The organism is Thermus brevis, from assembly GCF_026427635.1.
Taxonomy (GTDB): domain Bacteria; phylum Deinococcota; class Deinococci; order Deinococcales; family Thermaceae; genus Thermus; species Thermus antranikianii.
In genome coordinates this window covers 786,996-805,623 of sequence record NZ_CP102606.1, presented here as the reverse complement: position 1 = coordinate 805,623, position 18,628 = coordinate 786,996, and the positions used below count along the sequence as shown (strand labels likewise).

Sequence of the window (18,628 nt, the reverse complement as noted above, 5' to 3'; positions counted from 1 at the left end):
CTTACCGCTTGGATGCCAGGCCCTCAAAGATGTCCACGGGGTTATCCCGCTCGTCCAGGGTCTGCACATCCAGGGCCAAGGCCTGAAGCTCCTTTACCAGCACGCGGAAGGACTCGGGCACGCTGGGCTCGGGCACGTCCTCGCCCTTGATGATGGCCTCGTAGGCGGCGTTACGGCCCTCGATGTCGTCGGACTTCAAGGTGAGCATCTCCTGCAGGGTGTGGGCGGCTCCGTAGGCCTCGAGGGCCCACACCTCCATCTCCCCGAAGCGCTGGCCGCCGAACTGGGCCTTACCGCCCAAAGGCTGTTGGGTGATGAGGGAGTAAGGGCCGGTGGAGCGGGCGTGCATCTTGTCCTCCACCATGTGGTAAAGCTTCATGATGAACATCTGCCCCACCACGATGGGGCCCTCGATGGGCTCGCCGGAGCGGCCGTCGTAGAGAACCACCTTGCCCTGGATGAAAAGCTCCCGAAGCTGCTCCTCCGGGCTTTTGCCGGGGCTCACCAAACCCAGCTTCTCCGCCCGGGCCAGGACCTCGAGCTCCCTCTTGTCCACCCCGAAGCCCTCCTCCTTCCGCTTGCCGAAGTAAAGGTCGAAGGCCTCGGCCAAAAGGGCCTTGATCTCGGGCTCCGTGGCCCCGTCAAAGACCGGGGAGATGTAGCGCTGGCCCAGGAAGAAGCCCGCCAGGCCCAGATGGGTTTCCAGGATCTGGCCCAGGTTCATACGGCTCGGCACGCCCAGGGGGTTCAGGATGATGTCCACGGGGGTGCCGTCGGGCAGGTGGGGCATGTCCTCCACGGGAAGGATCTTGGCCACCACCCCCTTGTTCCCGTGGCGGTTGGCCAGCTTGTCCCCCACCTGGAGCTTGCGCTTCTGCGCCACGTAAACCCGCACCACCTCCCGCACCCCGGGCTTCAGCTCCACCCCGGGGTCCCCACGGCGCAGGCGAAGGGTACCCACCACGATGCCCCCCTCGCCCGGGGGCACCCGGAGGGAAGTGTCCTTCACATCCCGGGCCTTATCCCCGAAGATGGAGCGCAGAAGCCTCTCCTCCGGGGAGGGCTCCTGCTCCCCCTTGAAGCTGGTGCGGCCCACCAGGATATCCCCGGGCTTCACCTCGGCCCCGATGCGCACCACCCCCTCCTCGTCCAGGTCCCTCAGGGCCGCCTCGGAGAGGTGGGGGATATCCCGGGTGATCCGCTCCGGACCCAGCTTGGTGTCCCGGGCCTCGATCTCGTAGCGCTCGATGTGGATGGAGGTGTAGAAGTCCCGCTTTAAAAGCTCCTCGCTGATGACGATGGCGTCCTCGAAGTTGTAGCCGTCAAAGGGCATGATGGCCACCAGGACGTTCTGCCCCAGGGCCAGGAAGCCCTCCTCGGAGGCCGGGCCATCCGCCAGGAGGTCCCCCTTCCTCACCCTCTGGCCCACGGTCACCCGGGGGCGCTGGTCCAGGGCGGTACCCTGGTTGGAGCGCACGAAGCGGCGCAGGGTGTACTCCACCAAGCGGCCATCCTCATAGCGCACGGCGATGCGGCGGCCATCCACCGCCACCACCTCCCCGTCCTCCTCGGCGTAGACCGCGGCCAGGGAGTCCCGCACCACCCGCTCCTCGAGGCCCGTCATCACCACCGGGGCCTGGGCCCGGATAAGGGGCACCGCCTGGGTCTGCATGTTGGAACCCATGAGGGCCCGGTTGGCGTCGTCGTGCTCCAGGAAGGGGATGAGGTTGGTGTTCACGGAGAAGACCTGCTTGGGGCTCACGTCCATGAACTCCACCTCCTCCGGGCCCACGATCACCGGCTCACCCCGGCGCCGGGCCACCACCCGGTCGGTGGCGATGCGGTTCCCCTCGAGGGGAGTGTTGGCCTGGGCGATGGTGTACCGGTCCTCCTCGGTAGCGGTCATGTAGACCACCTCGTCGGTGACCACCCCGTTCCTCACCCGGCGGTAGGGGGTGCGGATGAAGCCCAGCCCGTCCACCCGGGCGTAGGCGGCCAGGGAGGTGATGAGGCCGATGTTGGCGCCTTCCGGGGTTTCCACCGGGCAGATGCGGCCATAGTGGGTGCGGTGCACGTCCCGCACGTCAAACCCCGCCCGCTCCCGGGTGAGGCCCCCAGGACCCAAAGCGGAGATGCGCCGCTTGTGGCGCAAGGAGGAAAGGGGGTTGGTTTCGTCCTTGAACTGGGAAAGTTGGCTACGGCTGAAGAACTCCCGGATGGCCGCCTCGAGGGGCCGGTTGTTCACCAGCTTGGCCGGGGTCAGGGTATCGGCGGAGCCCATCACCATCCTCTCCCGCACCCCCCGGGCCAGGCGGCTTAGGCCCACCCGGAACTGGTCGGCCATGAGCTCCCCCACGGTACGGATGCGGCGGTTGCCCAGGTGATCGATGTCGTCCACCTCGTGCCCGGGAACCCCGGCCATGAGGGCGAAGAGGTAGCGCAGGGTGGGCAGGAAGATCTCGTCCTTAAACTCCCCGTCCTCAAAGCGCGCCAGGGTGCGCCCGGAAAGACGCACGCCCAGCTTTTCCTCCGCCTTGTACCGCCCCGCCTCCCCCAGGTCGTACCGCCTTGGGTCGGCCAAAAGGCCAAAGAGGTAGGCCAAGGCCTTGTCCTTCTTGGGAGGGTCGCCGGGACGGAGCAGGGTGAAAAGGCGCACCAGGGCCTCCTCCGGGCGCATGGCAAGCACCGCCTCGTCCAGGAGGCCCCCCAAAAGCTCCCCGTAGGCCCCAAGCTCCCGGTTCAGGGTTTCGGCGTCGTAGCCCAGGACCCTGAGGAGGAGGATGAGGGGGAACTTGCGCTTGTTGACCTTCATGGAGACGGTGCCGTTTTGCTCCATCTCCAGGTCAATCCAGGGTCCCCGCTTGGGCAAGGGGATGATGCTGGCCACAAACCGCCCCGGGCGGGCAGGGTCCGGGGTGAAGTAGACCCCCGGGGAGCGGTGGATCTGGGAAACGATCACCCGGTCGGCCCCGTTGATGATGAAGGAGCCGTCCTCGGTCATGAGGGGGATGTGGCCCAGGAAGACCTCGTCCTCCTTGATGAGGCCCGTGTCCTTGTGGATGAGCTGGAGGCGGGCATAGAGGGGAGCCTGGTAGGTTAGGTCCTTCTCCCGGCACTCGTCCTGGGAAAAAGGGGGCTCCCCGATGCGGTACTCCAGGAAGTCCAGGACCATACCGCCCTTGCCCTTGTCCCCCTCCTCCACGGGGAAGGTCTCCTTGAAGGCCGCCTGGATGCCCACGTCCTCCCGCTTATCCGGGGGAACATCGGCCTGAAGGGCCCTCTTGTAGGATTCCACCTGGATTTCCGTCAAAGGGGGAAGGGGTATAACCTCTCGGATGCGACCGAACCGCTTAATCTCCATGCGTCACCTCAAGGATGGGAAAGCGGGCCGCCCGAGGTAAGCTAACAGGGTTCTTCCGCGGGACCTCGCGCCCCGCGGCGGCTGGCTCTTACCGTGCTCCCTTGGCCCGACCAAAGAGCACAAACCTTAGCTTATAGGGCAATCCCTTAAGCCGTCAAGCCTACCCGACCCTTCTCTTCTTGCCGCTACCGTTCCACCTCCACCTTGATTTTATAGTTTCCCCGCCTGGTTTCGCCAAGTACCTCCACAAGCCTCAGGCTTCCCAAGCCCTCCGCTAAAAGGGTGTCCCCGGGAGCCATCTCCTCCTTGGGGGAGGCCACCTTGCCCCTTAGCCGCACCTTCCCCGCCCTCACCCCTTGGACGAAGTAGCTGCGGGAAACCCCGAAGCCCTTAGCCCCCACGGTATCCACCCGCAAGGAGGGCACCACCAGGGTCCGCACCCGTTCGCTGGTGACCCTTAAGGCCCCCTCCGGGGGTGGGAAAAGGGTGTAGCCCGCCTCCTCCAAGGCCCTCCTTCCCTTGGCGGACACCGCCGCCAGGTAACCCTCGCCCAAGGCCTCCAAATCCCCCATGGCCTCCCCCAGATCCGGGGGCTCCTTCTCCAGGAAGACCACCTCCACCGGGTCGTGGACGGAGGGGACCTCCGGGGGATACAGCACCGCAAGCCTCCTCTCCGCCAGGGGGAACCCCCCGAAAAAGGCCACCTTAAGCCCCTCTCCCCGGGCCTTTTCCTCCAGAAGGGCCTGCTCCTCCGGGTCCAGGAAGCCCGTTTCCACCACCCGTCCCCCCCGGGCCCGCTTCAGGTAGGCCATGAGGTCCGCCACAAGGAAAGATGATACCCTAAGGGAAGTGGAAAGGCTTAAAGAAGCCATCCGCCTTCTGGTGGAGGAACTGGATCCCCTCGGGATCTACCTCTTTGGCTCCGGAGCCCAAGGCCTTTTGACCCCAGAAAGCGACCTGGATCTGGCCATCCTGGGCCCCAAGCCTTACCCTCCGGAGCACCTTTTTGCCCTGCGTGCCCCCTTGAGCCTGCTTGTGGGGCGGGAAGTGGACCTGGTAGACCTTCGCCAGGCCCCCCTTCCCCTACAGGCGCAGGTGGCCGCTTTTGGCGAACCCCTGTATCGAAAGAGCCTCGAGGCGGACCGCTTCCTGGACCTCGCCCTTAAGGCCTACGCCCGCCTCAACGAGGAAAGAGCGGAAATCCTCCGGGATATTCAGAAACGGGGCAAAGTCTATGGATGAGGTCCTCCTACAAAAAGCCGCCACCATCGAGCGTTGTTTAAGGCGCATCGCGGAGGAATACCGCGGGCATGAAGCGGAGTTGGAAACCAACTACTCCCGCCAGGACGCCATCGTTCTCAACCTGCTCCGAGCCTGCGAAGCTGCCATAGACATGGCCATGCATGTGGTGCGGCTTAGGCGCCTGGGTTTACCGCAAACCTCACGGGAAGCCTTTGTTTTGTTGGAAAAAGCCGGGCTGATCTCCCAAGCCTCTCCCAGCGGATGCAGGCCATGGTGGGCTTTCGCAATGTGGCGGTACATGACTACCAAGCCCTTTCCCTCCCCATCCTGCGCCAGATCCTGGAGGAACGGCTTCCCGACTTTCTGGAGTTCAGCGCCATCCTACTCCGCACCCTCCCGGACCACGAAGCTTAAACGGGCGCTGGCCCTCTCCTCCCCCTCCACCAAGGCCCTGACCGCCACCTTGCCCAGGCCCCGGCGGAAGAGGAGGAGCTCCCCCTCCAGGATCAGGGTATCCCCTGGCACCACGGGCTTTTTGAAGCGAGCCTCCTCCACCCCCACCAAAAAGACCAGGCCCCCAGGCTTGAAACCCGGCTGCTTGGCGATGGTGCCCACCGCCGCCTGGGCCATGGCCTCGAGGATCAGCACCCCCGGCATGATGGGGTAACCGGGGAAATGCCCCTGGAAGTGGGGTTCGTTAAAGGTAACGTTCTTCAGGGCCCGGAAGGTTTTCTCGTCGGCGTGAAGGACCCGGTCGATGAGCAAAAAGGGATAGCGATGGGGCAGGAGGGCCAGGATCTCCCCGATCTCCACGGCTCACCTCTTCAGGACATCGTCCGAAGACAGGATGGTGTCCTCCAGCACGTGGAGCATCTCCAAGGCCTTACCCGTGCCCAAGGCCACCGCCTCGATGGGGTTTTCCGCCACCACCACGGGCACCCCCGTGGCCTCCTGCAGGGCCACATCCAGGTTCTTTAGCAGGGCACCACCCCCGGTAAGGAGGATGCCCCTCTCGTAAATATCCGAGGCCAGTTCGGGGGGCGTGGTTTCCAAAACCGCCTTCACCCCCTGGAAGATCTTGTCCAAAGGCTCCTTCAAGGCCTCGGCCACGTCCTCGGCGGGAATCTCCGCCGTGCGGGGAAGGCCGGTGATGAGGTCCCGGCCCCGCACCTCGGCCACCTCCTTCTCCTCCCCGGGAAGGACCTTGGCCCGCCCCAGCTGGATCTTGAGCTCCTCGGCGGTGCGCTCCCCGATGAGGAGGTTGTACTTTTGCCGCACGTAGCGGATGATGGCCTGATCCATCTCGTTGCCAGCGATCCTAAGGCTCTCGGAGCGCACGATGCCCCCCAGGGAGATGACGGCGATGTCCGTGGAGCCTCCCCCGATGTCCACCACCATGCTGCCCGTGGGCTCGGCCACGTTGATCCCCGCCCCGATGGCCGCCGCCAGGGGTTCCTCGATGAGGTAGACCTTGTGGGCCATGGCGGACACCGCCTGCACCACCGCCCGCCGCTCCACGTCCGTGACCCCGGAGGGCACCCCCACCATGACCCGCGGCCGGAAGAAGCGGCTCATGGGGGAGAGCACCTTTTGCAGAAAGAGGAGGAGCATGCGCTCCGTTAAGGCATAGTCGGCGATAACCCCATCCTTAAGGGGCCGTACCGCCACGATGTTCCCCGGGGTGCGCCCCAGCATGCGGTAGGCCTCGGCCCCCACCGCCTTCACTTCCCGCTTCCCCTGCACCACTGCGATCACGGAGGGTTCGCGCAAGACGATTCCCTTCCCCCGCACGTAAATGAGAACGCTCGCCGTCCCCAGGTCAATCCCGATGTCCTCGCCCCTCAGCATAATCGCCCCATTCTACTCAGGAAGAACCCGGTAGCGGACCCTGTGGTCCTCTACCACCGCCACTCCCCCCTCCTTCAAGTACTCCTCCACACCCGCCAGCACCGCGGCAACCCTGGGCCCGGCTACCTCTACCCGCAGGTCCGAAACCCGGAGGAGCACCACCCTTGCCGGAACCTCGCCACCCGAAAAAAGCAAGGCGGCAAAATCCAGGTCCTGGGTGAGGAGGACATACCCGTTCCTTTTGCAGTAGGCAAGGATCTCCTGATCCTTTGCTCGTAAATCACCCAGCTCACTCCAGTGAAAGGCCTCCAGACCCTTCTTCCTTAGGTAAGGAACCCACTTAGGGCTCAAGCACACATCCACCACCACTTTCAAAGGACCACCTCTCGCCCCTCAGCGAGATAGGCGGCGAAATCCAAAGCGGCTTCCAGGTCCTCCCGTTCCAGGTAAGGAAACTCCTGAAGTATTTCCTCGGGCGTCTGGTGCTTGAGGAGTTGCAGGAGCGTGGCCACAGGAAAGCGCATACCCCGGATGCAGGGCCGCCCCCCCATGACCTCCGGGTCCACGGTGATGCGCTCACGCCAGTCCATGTCACTTAGCGTACTCCACCGCCCGGGTCTCCCGCACCACGGTCACCTGCACCTGGCCCGGATAGTTCATCTCCCGCTCGATGCGGTTAGCGATTTCCCGGGCGAGAAGGGTAGCCCTGGCGTCCGTGATCTTGTCGGGCTTGACGATGACCCTCACCTCCCTCCCCGCCTGCACGGCAAAGGCGGTTTCCACCCCGGGGAAGGAAAGGGCGATGCGTTCCAGGGCCTCGAGGCGCTGCAAATACTCCTCCAGGCTCTCCCGCCTGGCCCCGGGCCGGGCGGCGGAAAGGGCATCGGCAGCCGCCACCAAAACCGCATACACGGTCTCGGCGTTCTCCGGGTCGTGGTGGTGGGCGATGCCGTCTATGACCTCCGCGGGTTCCCCAAAGCGGCGGGCCAGGGCGATGCCGATCTCCACGTGGCTTCCCTCCACCTCCCGGTCCACGCTCTTGCCGATGTCATGAAGGAGCCCCGCCCGCCGGGCCAAGGCGGCATCCAGGCCCAGCTCCGCGGCCATGATCCCGCACAGGTGGGCCACCTGCACGGAGTGCTTGAGGACGTTCTGACCGTAGCTGGAGCGGAAGTGGAGCCGGCCGAGAAGCTGGATCAGGCCAGGCTTTAACCCCACCACCCCAGCCTCGAGGGCAGCTTCCTCGCCCCGCTCGTAGATGAAGGTTTTCATCTCCTGCTTGGCCTTCTCCACCACCTCCTCGATCCGGCTGGGATGGATGCGCCCATCCTTGAGGAGTTCCTCCAGGGCCATGCGGGCGATCTCCCGGCGGATGGGGTTGAAGGAGGAAAGGAGCACTGCCTCCGGGGTGTCGTCGATGATCAGGTCCACCCCCGTCAAGGCCTCAAAAGTGCGGATATTCCGCCCCTCCCGTCCGATGATCCTGCCCTTCATGGCATCGGAGGGGATGGGCACCACGGAAACCGCCAGTTGGGCGGCGGTTTCTGAGGCCTGGCGCTGCATGGCCTGGGCCAGGATCTTCTGGGCTTCCTTGCGGGCCTCGAGGCGCGCTCTTTCCAAGGCTGCCCGCACTCTCTGGGCCTTCTCCTCCTCCAGCTCCCGGTCCAGCCTCTCCAGGATGAGGCGCCGGGCTTCCTCCGGGGAGAGGCCTGCCACCTCGTGAAGCCTCCGTTCCACCTCCCGTTCCTTCTCCTGCAGAAGGGCCTCCTGGGCCTTAAGGGCCTCCTCCCGCTTGGAAAGGGCCTCCTCCAGGGCGTCCAGCTTGAGGGCCCGGGCGTCCAAGGCCTCGCCCCTCTTGGATAGCCTTTCGGCCTCCCGCCGGAGCTCCTCCCGCTCCCCCTTAAGGCGCTCCCTCTCCGCCTTAAGCTCCTCCTGCAAGGCCCTAAGCCTCTCCCGCTCGGCCTTAAGCTCCTCCCGCTCGCTCCTCAGGCGCTCTTCCGCCTCCTGCAAGCGCTTTTTGGCCTCGGCCTCCAAGGCTTCCGAACGGCGCTTAAGCTCCGCCTCCAGCTCCTGGCGCAAGGCTTTGGCCCGCTCCTCGGCCTCCTGGCGCAGGGTCCTGGCCTCGGCCCGGGCGGCCTCCAGGATCTCCCTGGCTTCCTTGCGGGCCGCCTCGAGGGCCTCCCTGGCCTCCCCCCTGGCGGCCTCGAGGAGCCTTTTGGCCTCCTCCCCCGTGCGGTCCTCCCCCTTGCGCCGAAGGAACAGGGCCCCCAAGAGGACCAAGACCAGGAGAAGAAGCCCCAGGTCCAAAAGGGTCAGGGTCATCTACTCCTCCCCTTCCTCGCTTCCCGCGAGCACCACCTCGTGGGCCCTCTCCAGCACCTTGGCCCGGATCTCCTCCAGAAGCTCGGGCCGCTCCCGCAGGTAGTCCGCCGCCTTCTCCTTCCCCTGGCCCAGGCGGATCTCCCCGTAGGAGAACCAGCTTCCCGCCTTCTCGATCACGTTGGCCGCCACGGCCACGTTCACCAGGTCCATGACCGGGTCAAGGCCCCTGCCGAAGTAGATCTCCAGCTCCGCCTCGCGGAAGGGTGGGGCCAGCTTGTTCTTCACCACCTTCACCTTGACCTTGATCCCCACCGCCTCATTCCCCACCTTGATGGGCTGGCCGCTTTTGCGCACATCCAGGCGCACGCTGGAGTAGAACTTAAGGGCCCGGCCGCCGGGGGTGGTCTCGGGGTTGCCGTACATCACCCCCACCTTCTCCCGCACCTGGTTGATGAAGATGGCGGCGGTGTTGCTCTTGGAAAGGACCGCGGTGAGCTTGCGCAGGGCCTGGCTCATGAGCCTGGCCTGCAAGCCCACGTGCTGGTCCCCCATCTCCCCCTCGATCTCCGCCTTGGGCACCAAAGCGGCCACCGAGTCCACCACGATGACATCCACCGCCCCCGAGCGGGCGAGAAGCTCCACGATTTCCAGGGCCTGCTCCCCGGTGTCGGGCTGGGAGACCAGGAGGTCCTCCACCTTGACCCCCAGCTTCTGGGCGTATAGGGGGTCCAGGGCGTGCTCCGCATCCACGAAGGCCGCCACACCCCCCTGCTTCTGGGCCTGGGCGATGATGGTGAGGGCCAAGGTGGTCTTCCCCCCGGACTCGGGGCCGTAGATCTCGATCACCCTTCCCCGGGGAATGCCCCCGATCCCCAAGGCCAGATCCAGACCCAAGGAACCCGTGGGGATCACATCCACCTGGAGCTTGGGCATCTCCCCCAGGCGCATGACCGCCCCCTTGCCGAACTCCTTCTCAATGGTCTTGAGAGCGTTTTCCAGCGCTTTCCTCTTGTTCTCGTCCATGGTCACCTCGCAAAGGGAACTTTTCCAAAATGGTATAGACGGGCCCCTTGGGCTTAAGCTCCGAGCGCACCAGGGCGAACTCCGTCACCGGCCACTCCACGCCGAAGATCACCGGGGGCACCCGGGGGGCAGGAGCCTTGCGCCGGGCCAGGGTGATGTGGGGCTTGAAGGGCTTATCCCCGCCTGCCAGAAGCGCCTCCTCCCCCAGGAGTTCCCGCACCCCTTCCCGAAGCCCTTCCGCCAAAGGGGCAAACCCCTCCCCTTCCGCCTTGGCGAACCAGACCCTCGGGGTGCCCTCGTTGGGGAAGTAACCCGTGCCCCGGATGCGGGCGGTGAAGGGAGGATGGAGCCGGCCCAGCCGGTGGCCCAGGGCCAAAAGGTCCTCCAGGTCCTCCTCCGGCCTTTCCCCCAGGAAGAGAAGGGTAAGGTGGAGCTGGTGGGGCACCACCTCCTTCCACCCCTTGTAGCGGGCCACCCGCTCCTGAGCCTCCACCAAGGCCCGCTTCACCTCTTCAGGAAGGAAGATCGCGTAGAAGAGCCTCATGTCAGGAGCAAGGCCAAGGCGGCATAAACGCTTCGGAGCCGCACCACCTCGCGGTCCCCGGGGAAGCGGTAGCGGCGCACCTCCGTCCCCTTAGGCCCCGCCAGGGCCACGAAGACCGTGCCCACGGGCTCGTCCTCCAAGGGGTCCGGTCCCGCCACCCCCGTGGTGGAAAGGGCGTAGGTGGAACCGAAAAGCACCCGGGCAGCCTCCGCCATGGCCTTGGCCGTTTCGGCGGAGACCGTCTTGGCGAGGAGTTCCTCCGGCACACCGAAGCGGGCCTTGGCCCCTACGGAATAGGATACCACGCCCCCCAAATAGAAGCGGCTCGCCCCCGGCACCCGGGTGATCTCCGCCCCCAGAAGCCCCCCGGTGAGGCTTTCCATGGTGGCAAGGGTGGCCCCTTCCAGCTCCAGGCGACGCTTCACCGCCTCGGCCAGGGTGAGGTCCCCCTCGCCCCAGATCTCCTTAAAAAGCCGCTTCCGGATCCTTTCCGTAAGGTCGGCCACCCGATCCTCCCGGCCCCGGATCACCACCTCCACCCCCTGGAGCTTGGGGTAGGTGCCCACCTCCACCTCCGCCTCTCGCTGGAAGAGCTCCCCGAGCCTTTCCACGATCTCCGACTCCCCGATGCCCCAGGTCTTCAGGACCCGCTTGGCGTAGGGGCGGCGGGGTAGGTTCAGCTTGGGCAACACCTCCTCCCACATGGGCCGCCACTCAGGGGGAGGCCCGGGCAGGAGGATCAGGTCTTTCCCCTCCTTCCGCACCCACCAGCCGGGAGCGGTGCCCCTGGGGTTTTTAAGCCAGGTGGCTGAAGGGATCCTCAAGGCCTGCTTGCGGTTGGCCTCGGGCATGCTCCGCCCCCGGGCCCGGAAGATGGCCTCAATCTCCAAAAGCATCTCCTCGTCCAACACCAAGGGCTCCCCCAAGGCCTCGGCCACCGCCTCCCGGGTCACGTCGTCGGGGGTGGGGCCCAGGCCCCCGGAAAGCACCAAAAGCCTCGCCCGCTCCCAGGCCTGGCCCACTTCCCGGGCCAAGGGGAGGGGCTCGTCCACCACCCTGAGGGTCCTTTCCACCTTGAGGGCGTAGGCCTCGAGGCTCCTGGCGATCTCCGCCGTGTTGGTGTCCAGGGTCTCCCCGTAGATGAGCTCCGTGCCTACCCCGATGATCTCCGCCCGCTCCATGCTGCCTCCTCAAAGGGCAGGGGCTCCACCCGAAAGCGCCCCCCACCCCCCTCCACCACCGCCCCTAGGGGCACCTCCTTACGCATCACGGCAAGGCCCAAAACCCCGAAGGGCGTTTCCATCACCCGCTTGGCCTCCCCTACCTTGCGCCCCTCCAGCAGGAGGTCAAAGGGGGCTTCTTGGGCAGGGGAAAGCCCCCTTAGGCCCACCAGGTGATGGTGCACCTCCTTCCCCTCGAGGCGGGCCATGATCTCCTGGCCCACATAACACCCCTTGCCGTAGTCCACCAGGTGGAGAGGCCCCACGCTCTGGGGAAGCTCCCCACGAATATCGGAAAGGAGCGGAAGGCCCTTAAGCAGGGTGTAAAGGGGGTAAACCCCAGCGGGATGGGCCCCCTCCCCGCTTTCCGCCACTTCCTCCCGCCCATCGGCATGGAGGCGCCGGTAAAGGGGAAGTTCCAAAAGCTCCACCTGGTCAAAGACGATGTAGCGCTTCAGCCGGGCCCTTAAGCCCTCCAAGGTGCCCCAGGGAGCCAGAAGAAAGCCTTCCTCGTGCACGAACACCGTGGCCGCCTCCTCTATCTGCCCCCGATGGTTGAGGAACAGGGCCCCCACGGGCCCGGAAAGCCTTCTGAGGTCCCGGGTAGCCTGGCCTTGAAGGAAGGAAAGGGCGTCCGGCCCCCGCACCAGCAAAAGGCCAGGAAAGGCAAAGTACCCCTCGCCCGCCAAAGCCTTTTCCAGGGCCTCCTCCATCCCCTCCATTATTGACCAAAGGGTCAGTTAGGAGAAGAATAACGGACGTGCGCTTTTTCTGGGGCTCCTTCCTGGCGCTTTTCCTCGTGGGGGTGATCGTGGCCCTGCCCGGGGCGGCCCTGCCCGTTTGGCGGGGGCGCTACGGGGTGGGAGAGGAGGTTTCCTGGTTCTTCACCGCCCTTCTCCTGGGCCTCCTCCTGGGGGTGCGCCTGGCCCAGGGGGATAAACGCCACCCCCTTTTTCCCGCCGCCATGGGGCTTGTGGGCTTGGCCCTATGGGGGGTGGCCCTGGCCCCTTCCTTCCCCCTGGTGGTGGCCCTGGCCTTCCTCCTCGGGCTCGGGGAAGGGTTGATGAACGTGCACGGCAACAGCCTGGTGGGGGAGCTTTACCCCAGGAAACGGGTGGAACTCCTGAACCGGGTGAACGTGGCCTTCGGCCTGGGGGCGGTCTTCACCCCCTTCGCCCTTACCCTTTTGCCCTATGGCGCCGTGTTGTTTCTGGCGGGCCTCCTGGCCTGGATAGGGGCCCTTCTCCTCTGGGGAGCCCCTCAGGTAACCCAGGTGCCCAAGGAACAAGGGCGGGGGCTTTGGCCCTTCCTCCTGGCCGTGGCCATCTACACCGGTCTGGAGGGAGCCCTGGCCACCTGGAACCGGGTCTGGCTGGAACACCTCGGCCACCCCACCCCTATGGGAGGGGTGCTTCTCTCCCTGTACTGGCTCTTTCTGGCCCTGGGCCGCCTTTTCCTGGCCAAACCGGTGGCGCAAAAGCCCCTGGCTGCCCTGAGGAGTCTCCTCCTCGGAGTCCTCGCCCTCCTTTTCCTCAACCTCCTGCCCCCCACCGCCCTTCTCTTCCCTTTGGCTGGCTTTCTCCTGGGTCCCCTCTTTTCCACCCTTTTTGCCCTGGTGCAGGCCCGCTTCGGCCACCGGGCTCTGGGGGGTTTGCTTTATGCGGGCGCCACGGGAAGCACCTTGATCCCGGCCCTCTTTGCCCTTCTGCCCACACCTGGCATCCCCTATGGGCTTCTCGGCCTGGCCCTGGGCCTTTTCCTGATGGTTTCCAGCTTGGAACGGAGGGCCGTCCATGCTTAAGGCCCTTCTCTTCGACCTGGACGGCACCTTGGCCGACACCGATCCCCTGCACCTTCTGGCCTGGCGGGAGGTCTTGGCGCCCTATGGCCTCGAGGTGAACGAGGACTTCTACCGAAAGCGCATCTCCGGCCGGCTCAACCCGGATATCGTCAAGGACCTTTTGGGGTTGGATGGAGAGGAAGCCTTAGGGCTCATAGAGGCCAAGGAAGCCCGCTTCCGAGAGTTAGCCCTGAACCTCAAGCCCATGCCCGGCCTTAAGGAGCTTCTGGAAAAGGCCCGGGCCAGGGGCCTCACCTGGGGGGTGGTCACCAACGCTCCCCGGGAGAACACCCGCCATGTGTTGAAGGCCCTGGGCCTGAACCCGCCCCTTCTGGTCCTGGCGGAGGAGGTGGGCCGGGGCAAGCCCGACCCCTTGCCCTACCGGGTGGCCCTAAGGCACCTGGGCCTCACCCCCCGGGAAGCCCTGGCCTTTGAGGACTCCCCTTCCGGGGTGAGGAGCGCCGTGGGGGCGGGGATACCCACCTACGCCCTGCTCACGGGGCACAAGGAGGAAGCCCTCCTCGAGGCGGGGGCTCGAGGAGTCATTGCAACATTTCTCGATTTTTCGCTCCCCTAGCACACTTCCACCGAGTGCAGAATTATCCAAATATCATCCTTCTTGCCCCTAAGAGCACGCTCCGGGTGCAGATAAACCTTGCCAGGCCGAGGACATTTGTAGTATAGCCGGTGGGCTATTGCCCAAGGAGGTGTTCGGAGTATGAGGAAAACCCTGGCCCTTATGGTATCCGGGGCCCTGGCGCTTATTTTGGGTGCTTGCAACACCCAAAATACTAGCGGGGATACCGGCAAGTCTACGGTAACGGTTTCGGTGGCTTTCCCACAACGCCAGGTCTCCGGAAGCGGTCTGACGCCCCAGGGGGTGCCCTGGAGTGCGGCGGAAGCCGACGTAAAGGTCTACAACAACCAAGGGAACCTCGTGAAATCGGCCACCCTAACATGGCAAGATCCCACAGCGAGCTTCATCCTGGAAAATGGCACGTATACCTTTGAGGTTTCCGTTTGGAGCCAGCAATTGGTAAACAATGAGCCCCAGCGCTGGAAGGAAGTCGCCTGGGGCCAGGAAACCCACACCATCACCCAAAACACCAACCTCCCCCTAAAACCCAAGGCCATCCTAGGGAACGCCTGGCTATCCTTCAGCGGAAACGGCATAATCTCGCCCGGGGAAGAGTTGAACCTGCGGCTTTTGGTGGTGGAGCCAGGGGGATATTCTGGTGATTACTTCCCCCTGGACGACTACAACGTCAACTACGAAATCGGCACCTGCACTCAGTCCGACTGCTCGGACTTCACCCCCAGCAACGCGGCTACAATAGAGGCCCAAAGCAAAACCGGGGTGCGCATCAAGGCGGGTCAGGTTCAACAGAACACTACCATCTACGTTAAAGCCGAGGTCTCGGGCCTTGGAAGCGATCATCAGGACACCACCTTGACCCGGTATAGCCCACCCATTCAGATACCGGTGTCTGGCAACGGTGTGGGCATTGAGTTGGACTTTAACCCACCCGGGGTTTGGCTATATAACACTTCCCCCTCTCCCGGAGCCACTGTGCCCGTGGGGCAACCCGTTACTTTCTCCGGCTCCGCTTCCGACGGGGAAACTCAGGTCAAGGATCTAAAGGTTTACGTTAACTCGAAAGAATTCCCGGTTACCCTCTCGCTGCCCCTTCCTGCCAGCTCCATCACCTTCACTTTCACCTTTACCCCTCCCACCCCCGGCCGCTACGACATCGACATCGTGGCCTTTGATGGCGCCGGAAACTCCTACCGCTACTACACCTACGTGCAAGCGCAATAATCTCAGCTAGGTTGGCGGCCTGGGGTAATCCCGGGCCGCCTGCTCATTTCAAGGCGTAACTTTGGAAGGCCCCCTCGTCAAACCGCGCCTCCACCAGGTCCTCGAAGTAAAGCCACCCCTGGCGGAAGGTGGGGAAGTCCAGGAACCCCCCTTCCGCCTTCAGGTGGAAGGCCAGCTCGTTGGGTTCGGTAACCCCCTGTTGGAAGGCCAGAAGCGCCGACTGGTAGGCCCCAAAGGAGCTCTGCGCCTGGCTTCCCACCATGGCCCTTTTGCCCTTTTCCCGGGCTAAGGCCAGCATCTCCAGGGTCCAGGTGACCCCGGTGCGGGCGGGCTTCAGGTTCAGGATGTCAAAGGTGTCCAGAAGAAGCTCCCGGCGGAGGTCCTTGGGGGTCATGGCCGAGTCGTCGGCGATGAGGGGAAGGATTTTCTTCTCCCTTAGCTTCCTCCTGGCCTCCACCTCCTCAACGGGCAGGGGCTCTTCCACGTAGAGGAGGCCCATTTCCTTCCAGGCAAGGAGGTAGCGCTCGGCCTCCTTGGGGGAAAGGGTTTCGTTGGCGTCGGCGTAAAGCTCGGCGTCGGGGAAGGCTTCCTTAAGGCGGCCGATCTTCCGGCCATCCTCCTCCAGGTCCCGGCCCACCTTCACCTTGAAGACCCGCACCCCCGCCTCGTAGGCCATGCGGGCATCTAAAAGCATCTCCTCCTCCGAGGCCATGCCCAGAATATAGGAAACCCGCACCCGGTGCTTGGCCGGCTTCAATACCTGGTAAAGCCCCTCCCCCTCGCTTCTCGCCCAAGCCTCCCAAAGGGCGAGGTCCAGGGCCCCTTTAAGGCCCAGGTTGCAGGGAAAAGACTCCAGGACAGCCCGGATAGCCTCCTGGTCGTCCGCCTCGAGGCCCAAAAGCCGGGGCTTCAGATACTCCAGCCCCGCTCGCACGCTTCCCAGGGTTTCCCCGTAGATGGTGGGGCGGATGGCCACCTCCGCCTGGCCCAGGGAGCCATCGCTGAGCTCCACCTGCAAAAGGGCATGCTCCAGGGCCGCCATCTCCGAGGCCTTACCCCAGCGCAAAGGCGCCCTTAAGGGGATGCGGAAAGGAACCAGCCTGAGGTCGCGGATGGTCGCCATGAGGCCATTTTAGAGGCCAAACTGCCTGAGGAAGCCCCTAACCGCCTCCACCTCCTCCTCGAGGGAAAGCCTCTCCGTGTCCAGGATGAGGGCCCGGGGGTGGTCCTCAAGGAGGCGCAAGGGGCCCAGGGGATTGTAGTTTCTCTTCTCCTCGGCCACGATTTTGAGCTTGGCCAAGACCTCTTCCCAGGGAGCCAGGGCCAGGGCCTCCTCCAGCTCCCCTGGGGAAAGAACCCCTTCCGCCAACGCCCTTAGCTCCGCCCTCTCCTCCGGGCGAAGCTCCACCCGGTCAAAGGCATCCTGGCGGGAAAGTAGCCTTTTGAGCCGCGTGGCCTCCCGGGCGTGAAGGACCACGAAAAGCGCCTTGGGCAGATGCTCCAACGCATAGGCCACCTCCGCCTCCCCCCTAAGCCCGTCGAAGAGAAGGGGGAAGCGGGGCTCCACAAACCCCCGGGCCAGGACCTCCGCCACCCCTCCCGGGAACTCCTCCCGGAAGCGCCGGGTCAGGCGAAAGCGCTCCTCCCGGGGAATGGGGGGGTTGACCCCGTAGCGGGGAAGGACATAGAGGTCCACCAGCTCCCGCCGGTCAGGAAGCCGGGGAAAGCCCAAGGCCTCCACCAAGGTGCTCTTCCCCACCCCGGTGAGGCCCACCAGGATGAGGAGGGGGTGGTCCTTTACGGGGACTAAGTTGGGACGGGGCTCGAGGGAGAAAGGCAATAGCAAGTAAGAAGCCATGGGACCATTATGGCTCAAATAATCTCCAAACTCTGGATCCCTTAGGGTAAGGACCCACGCCCCCTGGATAAAATACCCAGCCTGGTGTAAACTAACCCTAGGGGATCAAAAATCACTCAAAAATCTTTTTCCCCGTTGATCTTTGCATACGGAGGTGGCCCATGTTACCTAAGAGCAAGCGGCCAAAAGCATGGTACTTCCTGTTTGCTGTAGCTTTGGGCACGCTTCTTGCCGCCTGTGGTGGGCAAGGAGGTTCTGGTGGGGGCCAGCCACCCTCGTCCATCACCCTCACCGTGCAGGATTCCCAGAATACTGGCTACACTGTGGCTTTCCAGGTAGGAAATGGAAACTGGACTGCTCAAAGCCCTAACCCCAGCCACACCTACACCCTCAACCTGGGAACCCAAAGCAAATATGGGGTCGCCGTTTACTGCAACCAAAATTCTTCGTTACACATTATCCACGCAACCAATACCGAGCTGGGCAACGCTACGGTGGTATGCAGCTCTCCCGCTGGTGGACCTCCCAGCCTGGTTCCCTACACCCTTAACTTAAACGTGAGCCAGACCGGCGCACAAATTGGGGATATTGTGTTTGTTCAGGGAAGTGGAGTTTCCCACTCCGGTACACCCGTCACCTCGCTTTCCAATGTTCAAGCCAGCATCCAGGCCCCAGAAGGAACCCAGGATATTCTGATCATCGTGGCGCGAGGAGATCCCGACAACCCTTCCAGCCTGCAAATCCTTCACGCAGAGGTCTTGAGGAATGTCAACGTCACGAATGGTGGCTCCAGCAACCATACTTTAGGGGCTCCTTTAGGGACAGGCACCGTCACCATAAGCAATGTCCCATCTGGATTCTCGGGCCTTCCCTTGGTCTTCTACCTCAGCAAGGACAACAAGGGCGCTGGCGTTGTGGGTTGGGGGTCTGGGAACACCTTCACCTATCGGCAGGTTCGGGGCTTCTCCCAAGGGGATCGCTACTTCTTGAACCTAATGTACCAGAACCCTTCCGGCTCCTCCCGGATCCTCTACCTCAAAGGGTCCAGCGGAGGGGACATCGGTGTGACCCTGCCCAACCCCTGGCAGGCGGCTGCCCTTTCGGTAGATGGCAATGCCCACCCCACGGTGTCCGGCTTAAACCGGACCGAGCCCAGCCTCAAGGCATATGGGATTGACTTACAAGGCTCGGAGCTCCATGTGCTAGGGCTTGTAACCAAAGGCTGGTTAGGTTCCAATACCAGCTATGTTGTCCCCAATCTCTCTTCAGTTCTAACCTACACTCCCTTCGCTTCGGGTAGCAGGGTGAGCGCTTCCATCCTGGCTGTCTTCTCCCCCAATGCGCTTGACTTGGGTGCCACAAACCTCGACCCCACGACGTTTACCGCTAACCTTGACTTTGCCTTTATAGGAGCTAACGGATACTACACCGTAGGTGGCGGAAGCATTCAGCTTCCCTAGCAATCCCAAAGCTTACCCTTTGGCCTTCATCCAAGCTCGGGGAGGGGCATTCTTACCAATGCCTTGTACCCAAACCTGGTTAGCCGATTTG

18 protein-coding genes and 1 pseudogene are annotated in these 18,628 nt (G+C 64.0%); 6 read left to right on the top strand and 13 right to left on the bottom strand.

The annotated features are described in order from the left end of the window. Position 1: 1 nt before the first annotated feature. Both rpoB and KQ693_RS04585 read right to left on the bottom strand, forming a co-directional pair. Positions 2-3,361 (bottom strand): DNA-directed RNA polymerase subunit beta, encoded by a 3,360-nt coding sequence (gene rpoB / locus KQ693_RS04590; RefSeq protein WP_267262060.1) that lies wholly within the window; start codon positions 3,359-3,361, stop codon positions 2-4. 185 nt (positions 3,362-3,546) lie between these two features. After that, positions 3,547-4,185, bottom strand: a complete 639-nt coding sequence (locus KQ693_RS04585) for an RNA-binding protein (protein WP_267262059.1) — start codon at positions 4,183-4,185, stop codon at positions 3,547-3,549. A 25-nt stretch (positions 4,186-4,210) separates the two neighbouring features. Between KQ693_RS04585 and mntA the strand changes: the two genes are divergently transcribed. Next, positions 4,211-4,603: a type VII toxin-antitoxin system MntA family adenylyltransferase antitoxin gene (gene mntA / locus KQ693_RS04580; protein WP_267262058.1), complete on the top strand. Its 393-nt coding sequence runs from the start codon at positions 4,211-4,213 to the stop codon at positions 4,601-4,603. Beyond that, positions 4,596-5,017 (top strand): annotated as a pseudogene (gene hepT / locus KQ693_RS12950) (type VII toxin-antitoxin system HepT family RNase toxin). Before mntA ends, hepT begins: the two are co-directional and overlap by 8 nt. Here the strand turns inward: hepT and fabZ are convergent. Genes fabZ through KQ693_RS04530 form a run of 9 tightly spaced genes read right to left on the bottom strand, consistent with a single transcriptional unit; the run spans position 4,985 to position 12,273 of the window. Continuing rightward, the gene (gene fabZ, locus KQ693_RS04570; RefSeq protein WP_028494044.1) at positions 4,985-5,416 is read right to left on the bottom strand and encodes a 3-hydroxyacyl-ACP dehydratase FabZ; all 432 of its coding nucleotides are present in this window, start codon (positions 5,414-5,416) and stop codon (positions 4,985-4,987) included. The pseudogene hepT and the gene fabZ sit on opposite strands and share 33 nt — an antisense overlap. Positions 5,417-5,419: 3 nt before the next feature. After that, entirely contained in the window at positions 5,420-6,451 is a 1,032-nt protein-coding gene (gene mreB / locus KQ693_RS04565) for a rod shape-determining protein (protein ID WP_015716339.1), read from the bottom strand. A 12-nt stretch (positions 6,452-6,463) separates the two neighbouring features. Then, the gene (locus tag KQ693_RS04560) at positions 6,464-6,808 is read right to left on the bottom strand and encodes a DUF5615 family PIN-like protein (protein WP_234944457.1); all 345 of its coding nucleotides are present in this window, start codon (positions 6,806-6,808) and stop codon (positions 6,464-6,466) included. A 14-nt stretch (positions 6,809-6,822) separates the two neighbouring features. Next, positions 6,823-7,041, bottom strand: a complete 219-nt coding sequence (locus tag KQ693_RS04555) for a DUF433 domain-containing protein (protein ID WP_028494041.1) — start codon at positions 7,039-7,041, stop codon at positions 6,823-6,825. Between the two features lies 1 nt (position 7,042). Beyond that, positions 7,043-8,767: a ribonuclease Y gene (gene rny / locus KQ693_RS04550; protein WP_267262354.1), complete on the bottom strand. Its 1,725-nt coding sequence runs from the start codon at positions 8,765-8,767 to the stop codon at positions 7,043-7,045. 6 nt (positions 8,768-8,773) lie between these two features. Beyond that, complete coding sequence (recA, locus tag KQ693_RS04545) at positions 8,774-9,796, bottom strand: recombinase RecA (protein WP_015716335.1); 1,023 nt, start codon at positions 9,794-9,796, stop codon at positions 8,774-8,776. Continuing rightward, the gene (gene thpR, locus KQ693_RS04540) at positions 9,747-10,340 is read right to left on the bottom strand and encodes an RNA 2',3'-cyclic phosphodiesterase (protein WP_267262057.1); all 594 of its coding nucleotides are present in this window, start codon (positions 10,338-10,340) and stop codon (positions 9,747-9,749) included. Before thpR ends, recA begins: the two co-directional genes overlap by 50 nt. Further along, entirely contained in the window at positions 10,337-11,521 is a 1,185-nt protein-coding gene (locus tag KQ693_RS04535; protein ID WP_267262056.1) for a CinA family nicotinamide mononucleotide deamidase-related protein, read from the bottom strand. Before KQ693_RS04535 ends, thpR begins: the two co-directional genes overlap by 4 nt. After that, positions 11,494-12,273 carry a YgfZ family protein gene (locus KQ693_RS04530; protein ID WP_267262055.1) on the bottom strand — a complete coding sequence of 260 codons (780 nt, stop codon included), beginning with the start codon at positions 12,271-12,273 and terminating at the stop codon, positions 11,494-11,496. Before KQ693_RS04530 ends, KQ693_RS04535 begins: the two co-directional genes overlap by 28 nt. 38 nt (positions 12,274-12,311) lie before the next feature. On the opposite strand from KQ693_RS04530, the gene KQ693_RS04525 reads away from it, so the two are divergent. The 3 genes from KQ693_RS04525 (at position 12,312) to KQ693_RS04515 (ending at position 15,219) form a co-directional block, all read left to right on the top strand. Beyond that, positions 12,312-13,361, top strand: coding sequence for an MFS transporter (locus tag KQ693_RS04525; RefSeq protein ID WP_267262353.1), 1,050 nt, complete (start codon positions 12,312-12,314; stop codon positions 13,359-13,361). Then, on the top strand, positions 13,354-13,977 hold the full coding sequence (locus tag KQ693_RS04520; protein WP_267262054.1) for an HAD family hydrolase: 624 nt from the start codon (positions 13,354-13,356) through the stop codon (positions 13,975-13,977). Before KQ693_RS04525 ends, KQ693_RS04520 begins: the two co-directional genes overlap by 8 nt. A gap of 162 nt (positions 13,978-14,139) precedes the next feature. Further along, on the top strand, positions 14,140-15,219 hold the full coding sequence (locus KQ693_RS04515; RefSeq protein ID WP_267262053.1) for an Ig-like domain-containing protein: 1,080 nt from the start codon (positions 14,140-14,142) through the stop codon (positions 15,217-15,219). A 43-nt stretch (positions 15,220-15,262) separates the two neighbouring features. On the opposite strand, the gene KQ693_RS04510 is transcribed toward KQ693_RS04515, so the two are convergent. Both KQ693_RS04510 and KQ693_RS04505 read right to left on the bottom strand, forming a co-directional pair. Beyond that, complete coding sequence (locus KQ693_RS04510; RefSeq protein ID WP_267262052.1) at positions 15,263-16,342, bottom strand: enolase C-terminal domain-like protein; 1,080 nt, start codon at positions 16,340-16,342, stop codon at positions 15,263-15,265. Positions 16,343-16,351: 9 nt separating this feature from the next. Further along, the gene (locus KQ693_RS04505; protein ID WP_267262051.1) at positions 16,352-17,077 is read right to left on the bottom strand and encodes a DEAD/DEAH box helicase family protein; all 726 of its coding nucleotides are present in this window, start codon (positions 17,075-17,077) and stop codon (positions 16,352-16,354) included. Positions 17,078-17,238: 161 nt separating this feature from the next. Here KQ693_RS04505 and KQ693_RS04500 point away from each other — a divergent pair, with 161 nt between their 5' ends. Then, positions 17,239-18,537, top strand: a complete 1,299-nt coding sequence (locus KQ693_RS04500) for a hypothetical protein (RefSeq protein ID WP_267262050.1) — start codon at positions 17,239-17,241, stop codon at positions 18,535-18,537. Positions 18,538-18,628: the final 91 nt, after the last annotated feature.